Here is a 14,912-nt window from a genome sequence, read left to right as displayed (position 1 = left end):
CTTTCTGTCTGCTGAGTCTATCGAATATATCCGTGTTGAAAAATGAAAGAGATTGTATCTGTAAAATTCGAGGACGGGTTCGGCCTATTGCAGGCCCGCGTCTATCGCTGCAATTATAATGATGACCTGGAGCTGATCCGGTTCAGCCGCTATTGTTTAAGCCACCAGGAGGCTGCATCTTTCCGGAAGGGATGGGAGGCTGTAAAGGCTCCCTACCTGGAAAAGGTGACCACCTCTCTCTCCCGGTTCCCGGCCTATAAGACCTACCGGGTAGTCGTTACCCTCCATGCCCGTATTGGAAGTTATTCAACACAAAAATTGTTTTAAATATGAAGAGTGAAAAGTTAACGAGCACCCGCTGTGTTATCCGGGTGTCTGTCTTCGAGACTGGTAAGATTATGTATTTCGGATCCCTTCGCGCAATCTTTGAGGCTTTGTCTCCGGAAGTCCTGGGCGCGACTGAATCGAGGCTGTATGCCTCCCGTATTAACGAGTACAATCCGTTTGAGAACGGAAAATGCAGAATTTCAAAGCATAGGGTTTTCTGCATGAAAAAAAATAACGTACCTTTGCAAAAGTAAAAACCAACCGGGAGCCTGGGTGTTGCTCCGGCTCCCGGTGTAAAAGTTTAAAGTTATGAATGAACTAAATGTTGCTAAATCTTACGCAAAACATCACGGGTTTGATATTGTTGAGCTGTATAAAGAAAAGAAAGGCAGACGCATTTTTATCTTCTATGTCAGCAAGTATATCGGAATGAAGACCGGACTCCCATGTCTCGGTGAGGTTTTAAATGGCAGGCTTGTCCGTCTGTCTCCGGAGCAGGTTATGGCTCTCATCTGCGACGACGTTTTGCCTTCCTGGTGATAAGGTTCCCTGCTTTTTCGGTCGCGCAGACCATTTTTTCTGCCAGTCCTTCCCTAAATAATAATCCGTCTACCTTCGTTACTGACAATCCCGCAGACCGACTGACTGCACTTAAAAATCCGGTGCTCCAGAATCTTCCGCTCTGTGCGTCGTAGATGACAAGATGTCCGTCCGGCAGTCTCTCTGCTGTCATTGTATGTCCGTATCGGGTTCCTTCAACATCAAACGATAGATGGTATCGTCCTCTTTCCTTTGTGGCCTTATTCAGCATTCCTGCTGTAACTCCTTTTTTGTCTTTTAAAACCTTCACTCCTGGGTTTTTGAACATCTGCTCCGGATGCTCGAGGATTCCATAGAATTCCGTTCCCTTCTCTGCTGTAAACGGACGCACTGCTGTCACATCGAGACCTCTAAGTCTTAGCTCATGGGCAAATACTGAGTTTATGCAGTTTAATTCAAAATCTCGCTCTTTTCCGTAGTTTACGTTTCCCCGTCTTTCATTTGCCTCCCAGAAGTTCATCGGTTTCCCTGGCTCTATTCCGAGCTCGCTTGCAATATCTTTTATGTTTTCCTTTTGCTTATTCGTCATTCTTGTTTCAACAAGATTCTCCGGCTTATTGTATGCTTCTGTCGATATTCGCTTTGATTCCTTCGTCTCGAACAATTCACCGATTCCTGCTTTTGGATTTGCCTTTATTACCATGTCCGCGTTGTCGGATAGGAAATAAGGCAAAGTCTTCGATCTGTCGATCCTCTCCTGGTTGTCCTCCACCCATTGGTTGAAGTTGTCCGGGAGCTTGTCGATCTTCCCGCTGAATTCAAAATCCGACACGTCCTCCCCGTCCAGGATCCTCTGGTTGTACTCTATGAATTCGTCGTCGCTGCAAAGTTTGGCGACCGCCACGCATCGGCAGTTCGGGTGCCACCCCACGAACTTGAATTCTTTAGGGTATGTCCCCTGGAGCTCATCGCAGATGTCGTGCAGTTCCTCCGGTTCTCCCTTGCTGTTCTTTATGGTGTGGTTGTTCGATAGGTGGATCTCTATTCCGATCACGCACGGGTTCTGCTGCCACCGCTCGTGGTCGGCCGTGCGGTATGCCATGTTCGTCTCGGTTGCTGTCATTCGGAGTGCGTTCTTGTAGCTGCTCCGGTAGACTCCCTGGCCCGGGTGGTATGCCGCTGCTGCCTTGCTCAAATGAAGGACTCCCTTCTCATCCCTTACCCTCCGGAACAGCTTGTCCGGCTCATTGAGGTATTGGCGAACGTCCCGGCTGATGTCGGCCGCGCTCTTCCCGGAACCGATGCCCATTTCCATTGCCAGTTCGAGCTCTCCTTTGAACTTGTCGGTGAGGTTCCAGACGCGGTCGCTCAGTCCCATGCCTGCTACCTTCCTTTCCTGGAATGCGGCCAGTGCTGTTAGGTTCGTCTGCTTCATCATGTCCAGGAGTCTTCTGGCTATGCTTGTCCTGGCTGCAATTGCATCTACCATTGCGTCGTTCTTCGCATTGGCCAGGTGCCACTCCGCTTCTTCCGCGTCTGTGATGAAGTCCACCAGGTCGTCGTGCATGGTGTCTATCATTGCGTCGATCCTCTTCCTTGCTGCAGGGTGTTTCTCAAGGATGAAGTCCTTCTCCGGATCCTTGAATCCGGATGCAAGTCCGATGACAACAGCCTTCTGGGCTGCGCTGTCGAATATTGCCTTTATCTTCTTTGCCCTGGCTGCGAGGTTTGCCCGGTGCTGTCTGTCGTATGCCAGTGGATCGAATTTATTTTTCTTTGCCATCTGCTGTTAAAAAATGAATGACCGGATTGCTGTCCCGGCAATTGTTCCCAATGCGTCAGCCAACAAGTCCCACCAACACCAGTGGTTTCCGCTTGCGCATTTATCTCCGTACTCCTTTCCTAAAGCCAATCCGATGGCAAGCCACGGATTAATGACCGCAGCCGCCATGCAGATTGAGAAATGCTTAATTTTGTCAGTTTGTATCATCTTTTAACTGATTCAACAATCCATCCCTTTGAGGTTGCAATGTCAATATCTCTGCTTCTCAATAGTCCGTAAGTGTGTGCAGATAAGGTAATTGTCTTACCCGATACCGCTCCATCCAAAGCATCAAACAGCACAAGCGCAGACGCCTTTGTCAGCGGACTCCATGAGAAATCAACAGAGTTGCTTATCTTACCGCTCGCTGTGATTGTAGTCAAGTCGTAGCACTCCTTAAACATATTGTTTGTGTTTGATGTCGCAGTGATTGACGGAACACCGAGTACACGAATCTTTGAAAACGAGAACACTGAGCCATCATCGTTGTGCGCTGGATCAAACAATGCGTGCATGTCACAGCCCTCCTTTGGCAGCCATGATGACAAGTCGATTTCCTCGATTGCAGAACCCGCAAACATGTTGTTCATGTCAGTAACCTTTGAAACGTCCCAGTTCAGTTTCTTGCCTATGCTCGTTAGGCTCTTGCAACCCCAAAACATGTGGTTACAAATTGTTAGCGATGTGGTTTGCCAGTTCGACAAGTCGCCAGCATCGGTCATTGCGTAGCAACCATTAAACATTACATCCATTTCCGTAGCATTCCCGACATTCCAGTTAGACAAGTCGCCAACAGATTTAAGTTTGTGGCAATTTAAAAACAATCCGCTAAATCTTGTAACATTCCCGACATTCCAATTTGACAAATCAAGTTCTTTTAACAACATTGCCCGACCTTCGTTTGCGCCAAGCATAAGATACATATCAGTAACTTTTGATGTATTCCAGCCATTCAATCCAACAATATTTTCCATGCTGATGCAATTTGAAAACATTTGTTTCATTGTTGTAACATCACCAACATTCCAATTAGATAAGTCACCAACTGATTTAAGTTTGTGGCAATTACAAAACATAGATTGCATTGTTGTCACCTTACCGACATCCCAATTTGACAAGTCACCTATGCATGATAATTCATTGCATTCATAAAACATGGCTTGCATTGTTTCAACATTTGAAACGTCCCATTTTGATAAATCGCCAACCGATTTTAATTCTTTGCAGTTTGAAAACATTTGCAACATTGTCGTCACATTGCCTACTTGCCAATTAGATAAGTCACCAACATTTTCAAGTTCATAGCAGCCCAAGAATGTGTTTTCAAATTTAGTAGCACTATGAGTGTCCCAATTTGACAAGTCACCAACATATTTTAACTTTTCGCAATGTGCAAATACTTGTCTAAAATTACCGCATGACGATACATCCCAGTTTGACAAGTTTCCTATATACTCTAAATTATAACAATTATACAAGATAGACGTGAGTTCGGTAACATTTGAAACATTCCAATTTGTCAAATCAATACGTTCAAGGTTGTTACACTGCTGAAAAGTTGTCAGTAATGATGTCATGTTGCTCGTGTCAAGATTCTCTGCGCCAAATACATATTTTATATTTTTGCAGAGATTAAACATTCTTGCGCCCGAAGATGCACTACTTGATTTTAAACTTGCTATATTTGCACCAACCAAGTATGTATTACCTCCATTGTTGTTGAACAGCGAGAACAAACTATCGATTCCCTTGTCCACCACAATCTTGATGGTGTACTTACCCGCAGACGGAAACGCCCAGTTCTTCGCCACTGGAATGCTCTGCCCGTTTACCGACATCTCCTTGATATACTGCAATCCTGCAAACTGAGCGGACGGGTAGTTGCCCAAAATGTTGTACGTTCCCGCTGACGGAATGTCAAACAGCAGATAGATGACGCTCTCACCATTGGCTGAGTCACCAACCACCTTTCGGTTCTCATCATACACAAAAGTTCCCGAACTTGGCAGATATGCCACATCTCCAGTATCGTCAGCCAAGGCTACGTGAGGTGTTGCAATGCCATCTTTAAGCAGCATATCCTCCTCGCTCTTATATTTCTTGATATACTTTCCCATGATTATCCTATTCTTGTGTTAAGGTCATTTAATGCAGCAGCAATAATTTCCTCATTTTCTGCCTGGCTATCAGTTCTGGTGTTACCAGTTGTAATTATTGCAATATTTACACTGGTAAATGTTGCCACTTTGATTGTCTTAGGGAATACCTTACCAATGTTTGGTTCATGCTCAAAATTTATACCATCGTTTTTATAAACGATGTACTTTCCAAATTCATAGCCTGCCGTTTTTGTTGCTACCATTACGTCTGTTCCTTTCTCTTCAAATTCGATGTGCAAATTGAAATTTTCCATTATTTCAATTTCATTTGAGACAAATAGGCCATTGTCTTCTTTTGTGAAATTTAAAATGTAATTCATAAATTAAAAAAAATAATTAATTATTTACTCTGCTAAAGTGTCCATAATGTCTGCCACCTCTGTCTCGCTGTTGATTGCCTGGAGTTCCTCATCCACATTGTCAACTTCTCCGAGCAACTTGATTGCTGTCTTCTGTGACATAATCTGCTTTCCTCCAGTTGCATTGGTGAGGTTGCTGATCCTCTCCCCGTCGTCATTAATCTGGAACGGGTTGATCCTGGTCTCCACCTCCAGGCTGTCGATTGCTGCTGCCATGTTTTTGAACATGTTCTTAAGGTGTGCCTTGACCACGTTGATTTCCCGGTCGAATCCCTCGAGCCAGATTCCGCTCTCATCGCCTGCCTTCATCTGTGCGTCGATGAACATCATCTTGCGGCTCTCTCCCGACATGGCCACGGATTTCATGTTCTCCATGCTCATGTCCGGCAGCTGTATGTTCATGAAGTAGTCGCGCTTCAATTCCTCGACGTGGAACTTGAGGGATTCCGTTGCCTGCTCCCATGTCTCGAATCCGGCCTTTGCGTCCTTCGGGTACTGGAGAACGTCGCGGCTCCTCTTCTCATCGTTTCCCTCATTGTTAAACTGGATTTTCTTGTCGGAATAGACCACCCACTTCGGCCTTGCGTTCTTTCGCAGGTAGTTTCCGTTTCGGCTGATTGTCCACTCGAGCTCGTAGACGTTGTTGCTCTGGTCTTCCCAGATTGGCTCCTCCCGGTGCATGTAGACGCATGGGATTTTACCGATCGGATTATTCTCCTCTACGTCCACCTCCTGGCTGCTCGATGTCATTCTCCACCGGATGTGCCTATCGTTGGTGTATGTGTCAAAGTAACGCACGTTGGTTCCGTCCTCCTTACGGCTGTACTCCATTGACTGGGCCACCATGTCGTCGTATTCATCGAAGAGCGGGTACAATGCCATTCCGCTCTTTGGCGAGTAGACTCGGCAGCGTAGCTTTAGGTCGCTGTGCTCTCCCGCGTATTCCGCGTCCTGTTCCTGGGTGTACCAGAGTGTGGCCACCTCGCAGCAGCTGTATAGCATCTTCGCCCTCTCGATGTTAACGCTGTCGATTCTGTTCTTCTTGAAGACTGCCTCCATGATTTCAGCGACCTTCTGCTCTGCCTCGTTCTTTGGCTTGTATACGCGCACCACCGGAATTCCGAAGAGGAGGCCCGCGATTCGCTTGGTTGCCAGTTTCTGCAGTCCGAGTGTCACCTGGGTTAGCTGTCTCTTGTGGCCCGCCCTGGTCTCCGGCTGATACTCCGGATCAGTCATGACCGGGTGCTTCCTCGGATCGTACTCCTTCTGGAGATCATCCCATGATGGCACCTCGATTGTCTTGTTCTTCAGCTTCTGGATCTTCTCCTGGGGATTGTCCATTGCCATGATCTCGTTTATGTCCATTGCTCTGTGCTGTTAAGTTTATAAATCCTCGTATATGATATCTTCCATCTCTTCAAGTTCCGCATCCGTCATGGCTGAGAAAGTCTGGAAGTTCTCGCACATTCCGGTGCATGCATCCGGTGCATCATCGTGAGCATTGTTTCCGTTCTTCCGGCAGCTCTTCATCGCGTTGGCAAATTTCGGCCATCTGGATTCCCAGTCTACCGGGAAATAGATGAGGTTCTGCACCTCGGCCGAATGGGAGAAAATGCGCGACAGCTTGTTGCTTGTCTGGGTAAACCATGAAACGGAGCACTGCTTGTTTCCAAGGCTCCGCAGGTTCTTCTCCACGTTCCTGGCAAATCCGCGGCCTCCGTTGTTGCTCTCCACGAGCATTTCCTGGGTTCCTGCCCGGTCTGCCATCCTCGCTGTCTCCGGCTCTGTGTACTCCATCGGCTTGTCGGTGTAGAGGATGTCCGTCACGAACATTCCCTGCTCGAATTCGTCGTAGCAGATTGAGCAGAGGAAGTCGGCACCCGTGTCGGCCGTATCGGTGTAGTTCTTCTTTACCGGGAGGTGTGCCTCGATGGGCATCGTCTCATATGTCTTGAATCTCTGGTACATCAGTCCCTCGAGCGGTGTCGGGTTCTGCATATACTGGGTGTCAAAGACGAAGGAGTTTGCCTCCTCGATTTTCCGCAGCTCATCCATTGTATGCTTGAACGGCCAGAGTGGTTCACTCTGTCCCGTCTCCTGGTTCTCCTGGATGCAGGGAAGGCTCAAAACGTCCCAGACGTCCGGCTCCAGTTTCTGCAGGTATCCGCACAGATCCATTTCGTGCAGTCGCTGCATGATGATGATGATTGGTGTGTTTCTGCTGTTAACGCGGTTTCGGATGGTTGTCTCAAATCTTCGGTTTACGTTCTCTCTCATCACGTCCGAGAGCGCGTCCTCCGGCTTGATCGGGTCGTCGATGACGATTGCCCCTGCAAACTTGTAGGGCTTCGGGTTTCCGTTCTCGTCTATGTCGTCCACTTCTCCGGCTCCGAATCCGGTTATCTGTCCCAGTGTTGATGTGGCATAGACACCGCCACCCTGCTCTGTGTCCCATCTGCTCTTTGTGTCGCTTCCGAATTTTATACGTGTTGCAAAAAGTCTCCGGTACTCATCCGTGTTGAGGATGTTCTTGATGCTGATGCTGTTGTCCTGGGCCAGTGTGCCGGAATAGCTCAAGTGGATGAATCGGCTTTTCGGGTTGAGGGCCAGGCCTGCTGCGATGAAGTTCTTCACGGCCACCTCCGTGTTGTGTGTTACCACCAAGTCCCGGCCTGCAAGGTATAGATGATCCAGGTTGTCCACCTCGAAGCAGATAGTCTCCCTTCTCTCCACCTTCTCTATCGAATGCACAAACCTTTTTGTGAAGTGGTGCTTATTCAGCGGCTTCCAATACTGGGCCTTTCTCTTCAGCTTGAAAGGGCAGAAATCCGCACGGAAGAACACGCTCATTCTGTACTCGGTGTAATAAATGCCAAGTGATGCAAGGAGTGTTTTCAAGTCTTGGCGCAGTTCGTCGTTTGTTAGGCAGATGCTTGTCTGCCCGTTCTTTCGGTTGCAGGTTCCGTCAGTGTCGCTCAATCCTGCCAGGAGCTCGCGTCTCTGGCTCTCGCTTGCGAGCAGGTACTCTGTTGGGATTCTTTTATTCCCTACAAGTCCCATTCTTTTCAGCTTTCCGATGAATCCTCCACGTATTCCGTATTCTGTCGCCTTTCCTGCATTCTGGTGTGTCCGGATTGTCACCCCGTAATGCTCAAATGCCGAGATAATCTCATCATCCATTGTGGTTATCTCTGCTTTGTATGATGCCCCGTCTCCGAGCCAACAGCCAAGGAGGTATGGCTCTATATCGAGCTGTCTCTCCTCTGTCTGCAATGGTTCGGCAGATGGGATGTGCCATCTATGGTGTCCGTCTGTATCGAATAGGTCATGGGCCATGTCGCTTGTTTTTACGATCTCCCCGGTGTATCCTGGAGCCTGGTGCCTCCTTCTTCTGTATGCCCACCATAGGTGCTCTCCGCAAGTTACAAGACTTGTATTATCCGTGAATGTAACATGGTATGCATCTGTCACTCCCTGCGGATAAACTGCAACCACTTTTGTCGGTTTGCCATCCTTTCCATAGAGTCTGTCTCCTGGCTTGATGTCTCCTGCCCGTTTCCACCCGTCTGTTGTAAGCATTGGTGTTTCCACATCTATTGCTTTCCCATATCTGGGAGCTATGTTTATAATCAAGTGGTTTGTCGGGTGCTCTCCCGTGAGGATCTGGTTCAGCTTGTCTGCGATGAGTCTGTGGTGGTTTCCTATGATAAACCGCTTACCCGTTATCTCGTGGAAGAAATAGCGGGTAAAGAAGAGGGAATCGTTCAGCAGCCATGAACGCTGCCAGTCGTCCTCTGTCGGGTTATTCAAGTTCACGGCCATTGCTTAGATTTCGCTGTTCATCTTGTTATAAAGTTCCTTTGCTTCCTGGGCTGTCATGACCTTGGAGTTGATGAGGGCCTCCCCGTCCTTTCCGGTTAGCTCCACCCTCTGTACTGGCTTGCCGCAGATGCGCTCGCGGATTTTATCCAGGGTTGTGGTTCGTCCGTTCTTCATGTCGAGCAGGAGACTGAATGCCTGGTTTTTCGCATAAATCGGGCACTCATCCATCTTTGCCAGGGCCTGGAGCTCCGGTGTTCCCATGGATATGAGCTTGCTGTCCCAGAAGTCCATGTCATTCTGGGTGAGCTCCTTCTTGTTCAGTTTCTTGAATCCGTCGATTCCCAACATCTCGCGCAGCTGCTGCTCGGCCACAAGTCTTGCGGCCTTCTCCCTGCGTTTCTTCTGCGAGCTCCCGCTCGGGTTCCCGCTCTGTCCTTTCTGGAACTGGTACCCGGTGATGTGTTCCTTTGTCATGGCTTATTCCTCCTTCTCCTTTTCGTTCATGAAATTGCCCAGGTACTCAGCCTGGCACCCGGTGAGCTCCTCCCATCTTCTCACGATCACGTCGCAATATACGGGATCGAATTCCACGGACGCGCATCTTCTGCCCAGTTGCTCGCAGGCTATCAGTGTCGTTCCGGATCCTCCGAACATATCCAGGACGAGCTGTCCCGGCAGTGTGCTGTTCTTTACCTGGCGACCGATCAGCGGTATCGGCTTCATGGTAGGATGGTCTTCGCTCTTTGATGGCTTCTTCTCATCCATGATTGTTGTAGGAATGTTGAGCATCTTTTGGATTAAATCCTTCATTTCCTGCTTTGTCAGTTTCTCGATGTCCAGTTCCTCCGCTGTTTCCTGGATTGTGGTTAGGTCGCGTCGGCCGATGAAGTAGTGGCCTGCCCCGTCTTTCCATCCATACAAGCAATTGTGAGTAATGATTCCGTCTGCAATGTAGTGTTCGTATTTATCAACAGCAAGAGAATAAACCCTACACACCTCATTAGTGTATGTAACGCTGTCGATGTCATTCCATTCAAAGTTCTGTTCTCCGTGCTCGTTTTTCTTTGGTATTGGGAGCTGCATAATTCCAGGCAAAAGGTTACACGCGTTGATTTTTGCAGTAACTCTCCGGCTGAATTTCTGCCTTGCTGTTTCTTTTGTTAATAACGGATACTTTGATGATCTTCCGAAGTCCTCAAGCAGTCTATTCGCGTTTTTCTCCATTTCCTGGAGGTTCAACTTGCTATAGATTTCCTCAACCTGCTTCTGGCTTCTCTTCATTTTCCTGCTCATTGCGTTTGTCTCCCAGATTGTATAAGGGATTCCGTACTTGCAAGTTATAATCTGTTCCATTATCTGTGCCTCTGTATTGTCTTCATGGATGGATATAATCCATGCTGCTTCTGCCTGCTCATTATGGAATCTTGTTTTTAGTCCGAACTGACGTGCATCATAGGTTCGGCTAATTCCAACTCTCCACCAGTTTCCCCTCTTCATGAGGTATGTGCAGTACTTGTTTTTTGCATCATTATTGAATCGCACAGAGAACTGGTGGTTATCCGTTGTTTTTGTTGTCTTGTCTCCGACTTTAACGCTGTAGATATTCCCGGAGTATTCTCTGCTTGCAGTTTTGATTGCATAGCCTCCGTTTCTGTATCCTTTTACCTGGCCACTCAATGAATCGAATGAGACTACCCGGTCATTTTCTGTAAGCAGCTCTATAGGTTTCTCTCCTTCTGTTGTTAATACCATAGTGCCTGCAGGTTGGCATGGCTCATGGATCCACTGGTAATCCTGGCGACCGAGCACCAGGCTGTTCTTTCTCCAGATTAGGCATTGGCGAACCTTCCACCCCACGCGCTTTGCCGCTGTTCGGAAGTTGTAGCCCTCGCTGTCCGCGTGCCAGATGTAGAAGACTCCGCCCGGCTTGAGGTGGTTGTTTGCGGCATTGAATGCGTCTGTTAGAAAATCTTGAAAGGCTGCGTCGGCCATGTTGTCGTTCTCGATCTTCTTTCCGTTGCTTCCCTCATAGTTCACGTTGTATGGTGGATCGGTGATGATGCAGTCGGCCTGGTCTGCCCCCATGAGGATTGCGATGGTTTCCTGCTTCGTCGAGTCTCCGCAGATAAGTCTGTGGTTTCCGAGCTTGTAGATGTCTCCCAGTTTGGACACGGCCTCTTTCCTGGCAGCTGCCTTCACGTCGAATCCGTCCTCTTTGGCTTCCTCCTCCGGCTCAACCTCTCCGACCTCCGGAAGGTCGATGCAGCAGGAATCGAGCAGGCCCTTGTCCCACTCGTTCGCCAATGCCTCCCAGTCCCAGTCTCCGAATGATGCGTTATCCAGGAGGGCCCATTTGATGAGCTTCTCCTTTGGGGTGTCCTCCGGAAGAATCTTACAAGGCACGGCCTCCTTCTGCAGCTCCCGGCAGGCATGGTATCTCATGTTTCCTCCGATGGTGATGTATTTCCCGTCGTAGAAATAGACCATGAGCTCGCGCACCGCCATGAATTCCGGATCGTTCGTTATGCTCTCCTTCAGCTTCCTAAACTTTTCGTTATGGATGAGTCTCGGGTTCTTTGGCACCTCCGGTATCTGGCCGTTGTTTGGCGCGATGTCCTTTATCGGCATGAGCTGTGGCTGCAGGAGCATGAGTTCCTGGAGTTCCTTGTAGTCGATTTTCGGCTGTTCTTTAGGCATTGTCTTTTAAGAGTTACGGGAGCAGTTGTGCTGCTCCCATGGTTGTTTTTTAAAATTCTATTTATTTTCGTTCTTTTTGTGCTGCCTCCGGTTTATCCGTGTGCTGCTAAGTTAATCGAATGGAGTAGTGAAGCTCTTATCATTCTTCATTCTTTTTGCCCATCTCTGTGATGCAGATGTCGATCCTTTGATTCTCGGGCCATATGCCTCGTGAAGTTTCGCCCACTTTCCGCTTCCGCTTTCATTTGCATTTGCCATGTCTGTTCCTCCTATGCTTTAGTTGTTAAATCGTTTTCTGGTGACGATGTCCCATTGCTTTGATTTTCTCACGGCCTTGTTTATCGTCTTGTATTCATCGATAATCTTTTCGAATGCTTCCTGGTACCAGTCGTAAAGTTCCCCGGATTCCTCGATTGTGAATTGCTCGATGTTTCCGGAAGACCGAAGGTTTGCCGATCCGTGCATCACGATGCTCTTCCCGTCTGTCTGCTTGAACTGGCAGGTCTTCGTGTGAACGTCTGCCACGGCCAGTTGGAATCTGTTATCTTTATCGAGCTTGCTGTACATATACGGCACCAGGCAGTGTGCCTCGTTCCCGTAAAAGTACGCGCTGATGATCATGTCGAGCTGCTTGACGTATCCGTAGTCCAGAAGTCCTGCCAGGCTGTCGATGTTCTCCTGGGAAAGCGAGATGGTTGTGATTATCATTCGCTCGCATTGGATCTGGTGCTCTACCAGGTATGCCTCGATGAAGTCTCCGAATATGAATGTGCCGTTGACCATGCAGTCCACTCTCTGGTTCCAGTCGATGCTGATGTCCCGTGCCAGTTTCTCCGCGTTGTCGTACATGACTCTGTCGTCCTGCATCGGGTTTCTCTTCGGCTTGATGTATCGGTTCTCGCTGATGTCCGCGATGTCTCCCAAGTCCGCGCCCAAATTAAAGAGCACGTCCATGTCCGGTATCGAAACGTCGAGGCCGATGTCCCCAAAGTTCAAATCCATGTTATCGTTTTCCTGCTTTCCCATTGTAATTTGTTGAATCCGTTAATGCAAAGATAATCGTTTTGCTTGTATTACAAGCAATTATTTAGTTAAATTTTAAATCTTTTTATTTCTTTGGTGGTATGCGTATCGGCAAGTCCGCGTAAATCCAGGCAAGAAGTGCCGCGTCTCTCTGGTCTTGGTTCGTGCGTCCCATGATCCCGGTAAATGCCGCGAGCTCATCGTGTGTTATCTTTCTGTCCTTTCCTGCCCAACATTTCGGCAGCGGTTTTGCCTCCTTGACCTCGATGTTCCAATGCCTGCAACTCTCAATGATTTTTGCTGCTGTCTCCTGGTTCCTTCCTACCCGGCATCCAATCTGTGCAGCCATTCTCGGTGTGCTGTTCGGTGGCAGATGGAAGTTCGGCTTGTTTAGGTATCCGGCCTCTACTATGACAGCGAAGGTCTGCCCGCTCTCACTTGCTGTCTTCTTTGCAAACTGCAGGTAGTCCATGAGAAGTGGAAATGAAAGCGCGGAAAGTTCGAGCTTTCTGGTCTTGACCTCAAGGAAAGCCACCCCGGATTTCTCCACGTCCGGGTCGATTGCTATAATGTTATCGTATTTGCTGTTCATTCTTTTTTCTTTTTATTGATGACTGCCATTGCGAATAGTTCCCCGCTTGACAGCCTGGTTTGTATCTGTTCCGTGACATCCTTTATGTCTTCGTAGAAAACCTTGATTATGTCTTCGTCCTTGATGTTTTTGTCTCCGAGGAAGTCTATCAGCAAGTCCTTTGCGGATCTCCCTTTTTCCTCACCCCCTATAGTCCCCCTCTCCTCTTCCCCATGTTGGAGTTGCTTCAACCAGTAGAGTGTGTCCTCCGCGTAGTAGCCGGGATCCTTTCCAAAAGTCCGGCAGGCCTCTATGTAATCGTCCCAGTGTGCTATGACCTCGCCCAGTGGCTTGTGTTCCATTTCCGGAAAAAGTGTATTATCCATACCTCTCTATCGTTTTCGGACAAATCCTTAACTTTGAAATATTGACCGCATGGTTGGTCGTCCAGGCCCTTCTCTTTGTAATAGCTGCAGGCTATTCCCTTGTTTGTTCCCAAATGCTTGCAGTACTCGCAGCGGATGTCTCCCTTCGGGCACCATCTGTATTTGTCGTTGCTCATGCGTCTGCCTCCTCTGTTACGTTCATGTATAGCCGCTTCAGCTCATCCGGCAGCAAGTCTCTCTTGCAAATCATGATGTTTATCTCATCGCTCATTTTGAGTGCGAGCTGTGATAGGATTATCAAATCCTCATCCGTTAAATCATCCGGAAGTCTCGGTACCTGGTTCCTGGTGCAAACGATTTCCATTTTGTCCGTATTTCCGTCGTAGCGGAATCCGCAAGTGTAGCGGCTGCTCTTCTTTCTCTCCTCAAATTTTTGTTTGTTGATCTCTTTCATGTCTATCTGTTTTTATAAATTGTCGAAAAGTGTAGGGTAGATTTCCCTTTATCTCCATGTGTGCTTGATTAATCGTATAAAAAACTTTCATTTGTGTAGGCCTTGGCGGTCTTGTTCTGCTTGTACAAATCTGCCGTATTGTGATCCTCTCTTTCTATGAAAAGAATCAGCGCCTTATCATATGCCTTTCCGAATCCTGCGAGATTGTTCATGTTCATTCTTCCATAAAGTAATGTTAGTCCAACTCTTGTTCTTGTCTATCGAGTGATTCTGCATTTACACCAACAAATGATTCGTCTACAGAATTACCTTCATAAGATGTATATCGAATTATTCTTTTCATGCTCATTCCTCCAATGATTTAACAAAACATATAACATCTTGCATTTCAAAAAAATTCATTGCTTTGACAATATCTTCAATCGTTTTTATCGGTGTACTTACCTCTTTGTATGATGGCGAAAACTCATATTTTCGATTGTTTAATTTTAAATGATATTCATTTTTGGAATACTTATTAAAAAACACATATATATCATTGTAAGGAAGACCCATTGTGATTTCGTCAGTCCTTAAATCATGAAACCAAAAATTAAACTTATGGCAAATAATTTTTATTTGTTCTTCAAAACTCATACTCAGTCCTCCGTGTGTTCAAAAAATGTAAATACTCCACCAAGGAATATCGAAAACATTCCTATGGATATGACAATATCCCTAATTAAAAGCAATGTTACTCCACAAAAAATGAA

Annotated in this window: 15 protein-coding genes; 1 reads left to right on the top strand and 14 read right to left on the bottom strand. The window is 47.4% G+C overall.

Annotated elements, in window-relative coordinates:
• The first annotated feature begins 42 nt into the window (after positions 1 to 42).
• Positions 43 to 327, top strand: coding sequence for a hypothetical protein (locus MJZ26_09070; protein ID MCQ2105929.1), 285 nt, complete (start codon positions 43 to 45; stop codon positions 325 to 327).
• A 508-nt stretch (positions 328 to 835) separates the two neighbouring features.
• On the opposite strand, the gene MJZ26_09065 is transcribed toward MJZ26_09070, so the two are convergent.
• The 14 genes from MJZ26_09065 to MJZ26_09000 all read right to left on the bottom strand — a co-directional run bounded on the left by MJZ26_09065 (position 836) and on the right by MJZ26_09000 (position 14,796).
• Positions 836 to 2,650 carry a toxin glutamine deamidase domain-containing protein gene (locus tag MJZ26_09065; GenBank protein ID MCQ2105928.1) on the bottom strand — a complete coding sequence of 605 codons (1,815 nt, stop codon included), beginning with the start codon at positions 2,648 to 2,650 and terminating at the stop codon, positions 836 to 838.
• Between the two features lie 203 nt (positions 2,651 to 2,853).
• Complete coding sequence (locus tag MJZ26_09060; protein ID MCQ2105927.1) at positions 2,854 to 4,806, bottom strand: DUF285 domain-containing protein; 1,953 nt, start codon at positions 4,804 to 4,806, stop codon at positions 2,854 to 2,856.
• A gap of 2 nt (positions 4,807 to 4,808) precedes the next feature.
• Complete coding sequence (locus MJZ26_09055) at positions 4,809 to 5,168, bottom strand: hypothetical protein (GenBank protein MCQ2105926.1); 360 nt, start codon at positions 5,166 to 5,168, stop codon at positions 4,809 to 4,811.
• Between the two features lie 24 nt (positions 5,169 to 5,192).
• A complete protein-coding gene (locus MJZ26_09050) occupies positions 5,193 to 6,572 on the bottom strand; it encodes a phage portal protein (GenBank protein ID MCQ2105925.1) in 1,380 nt (459 codons plus the stop codon).
• Positions 6,573 to 6,590: 18 nt separating this feature from the next.
• Positions 6,591 to 9,023, bottom strand: coding sequence for a phage terminase large subunit (terL, locus tag MJZ26_09045; GenBank protein ID MCQ2105924.1), 2,433 nt, complete (start codon positions 9,021 to 9,023; stop codon positions 6,591 to 6,593).
• 9 nt (positions 9,024 to 9,032) lie between these two features.
• Positions 9,033 to 9,503, bottom strand: a complete 471-nt coding sequence (locus MJZ26_09040) for a DUF5681 domain-containing protein (protein MCQ2105923.1) — start codon at positions 9,501 to 9,503, stop codon at positions 9,033 to 9,035.
• A 3-nt stretch (positions 9,504 to 9,506) separates the two neighbouring features.
• Positions 9,507 to 11,726 carry a ParB N-terminal domain-containing protein gene (locus tag MJZ26_09035; protein MCQ2105922.1) on the bottom strand — a complete coding sequence of 740 codons (2,220 nt, stop codon included), beginning with the start codon at positions 11,724 to 11,726 and terminating at the stop codon, positions 9,507 to 9,509.
• A 111-nt stretch (positions 11,727 to 11,837) separates the two neighbouring features.
• Positions 11,838 to 11,984: a hypothetical protein gene (locus tag MJZ26_09030; protein ID MCQ2105921.1), complete on the bottom strand. Its 147-nt coding sequence runs from the start codon at positions 11,982 to 11,984 to the stop codon at positions 11,838 to 11,840.
• Positions 11,985 to 12,002: 18 nt separating this feature from the next.
• Positions 12,003 to 12,752, bottom strand: coding sequence for a hypothetical protein (locus MJZ26_09025; protein ID MCQ2105920.1), 750 nt, complete (start codon positions 12,750 to 12,752; stop codon positions 12,003 to 12,005).
• An 82-nt stretch (positions 12,753 to 12,834) separates the two neighbouring features.
• Positions 12,835 to 13,341, bottom strand: coding sequence for a hypothetical protein (locus MJZ26_09020; GenBank protein MCQ2105919.1), 507 nt, complete (start codon positions 13,339 to 13,341; stop codon positions 12,835 to 12,837).
• Positions 13,338 to 13,706, bottom strand: coding sequence for a hypothetical protein (locus MJZ26_09015; protein MCQ2105918.1), 369 nt, complete (start codon positions 13,704 to 13,706; stop codon positions 13,338 to 13,340). Before MJZ26_09015 ends, MJZ26_09020 begins: the two co-directional genes overlap by 4 nt.
• Before the next feature lie 172 nt (positions 13,707 to 13,878).
• Positions 13,879 to 14,160 (bottom strand): hypothetical protein, encoded by a 282-nt coding sequence (locus tag MJZ26_09010; GenBank protein MCQ2105917.1) that lies wholly within the window; start codon positions 14,158 to 14,160, stop codon positions 13,879 to 13,881.
• 68 nt (positions 14,161 to 14,228) lie between these two features.
• Complete coding sequence (locus tag MJZ26_09005) at positions 14,229 to 14,372, bottom strand: hypothetical protein (GenBank protein ID MCQ2105916.1); 144 nt, start codon at positions 14,370 to 14,372, stop codon at positions 14,229 to 14,231.
• 133 nt (positions 14,373 to 14,505) lie between these two features.
• The gene (locus tag MJZ26_09000) at positions 14,506 to 14,796 is read right to left on the bottom strand and encodes a hypothetical protein (protein ID MCQ2105915.1); all 291 of its coding nucleotides are present in this window, start codon (positions 14,794 to 14,796) and stop codon (positions 14,506 to 14,508) included.
• Positions 14,797 to 14,912: the final 116 nt, after the last annotated feature.

The organism is Fibrobacter sp. (genome assembly GCA_024398965.1).
Lineage (GTDB): Bacteria > Fibrobacterota > Fibrobacteria > Fibrobacterales > Fibrobacteraceae > Fibrobacter.
This window is presented reverse-complemented; position numbering and strand designations above follow the sequence as displayed.

Excerpts from the sequence above, each read along its gene's own strand:
- MJZ26_09020 (MCQ2105919.1), bottom strand. The coding sequence starts at position 13,341 with ATGAACAGCAAATACGATAACATTATAGCAATCGACCCGGACGTGGAG.
- MJZ26_09070 (MCQ2105929.1), top strand. The coding sequence starts at position 43 with ATGAAAGAGATTGTATCTGTAAAATTCGAGGACGGGTTCGGCCTATTG.
- MJZ26_09055 (MCQ2105926.1), bottom strand. The coding sequence starts at position 5,168 with ATGAATTACATTTTAAATTTCACAAAAGAAGACAATGGCCTATTTGTC.
- MJZ26_09025 (MCQ2105920.1), bottom strand. The coding sequence starts at position 12,752 with ATGGGAAAGCAGGAAAACGATAACATGGATTTGAACTTTGGGGACATC.
- MJZ26_09040 (MCQ2105923.1), bottom strand. The coding sequence starts at position 9,503 with ATGACAAAGGAACACATCACCGGGTACCAGTTCCAGAAAGGACAGAGC.
- MJZ26_09035 (MCQ2105922.1), bottom strand. The coding sequence starts at position 11,726 with ATGCCTAAAGAACAGCCGAAAATCGACTACAAGGAACTCCAGGAACTC.
- MJZ26_09050 (MCQ2105925.1), bottom strand. The coding sequence starts at position 6,572 with ATGGACATAAACGAGATCATGGCAATGGACAATCCCCAGGAGAAGATC.
- MJZ26_09030 (MCQ2105921.1), bottom strand. The coding sequence starts at position 11,984 with ATGGCAAATGCAAATGAAAGCGGAAGCGGAAAGTGGGCGAAACTTCAC.
- MJZ26_09005 (MCQ2105916.1), bottom strand. The coding sequence starts at position 14,372 with ATGAACAATCTCGCAGGATTCGGAAAGGCATATGATAAGGCGCTGATT.
- MJZ26_09060 (MCQ2105927.1), bottom strand. The coding sequence starts at position 4,806 with ATGGGAAAGTATATCAAGAAATATAAGAGCGAGGAGGATATGCTGCTT.
- MJZ26_09065 (MCQ2105928.1), bottom strand. The coding sequence starts at position 2,650 with ATGGCAAAGAAAAATAAATTCGATCCACTGGCATACGACAGACAGCAC.
- MJZ26_09015 (MCQ2105918.1), bottom strand. The coding sequence starts at position 13,706 with ATGGATAATACACTTTTTCCGGAAATGGAACACAAGCCACTGGGCGAG.
- MJZ26_09000 (MCQ2105915.1), bottom strand. The coding sequence starts at position 14,796 with ATGAGTTTTGAAGAACAAATAAAAATTATTTGCCATAAGTTTAATTTT.
- MJZ26_09010 (MCQ2105917.1), bottom strand. The coding sequence starts at position 14,160 with ATGAAAGAGATCAACAAACAAAAATTTGAGGAGAGAAAGAAGAGCAGC.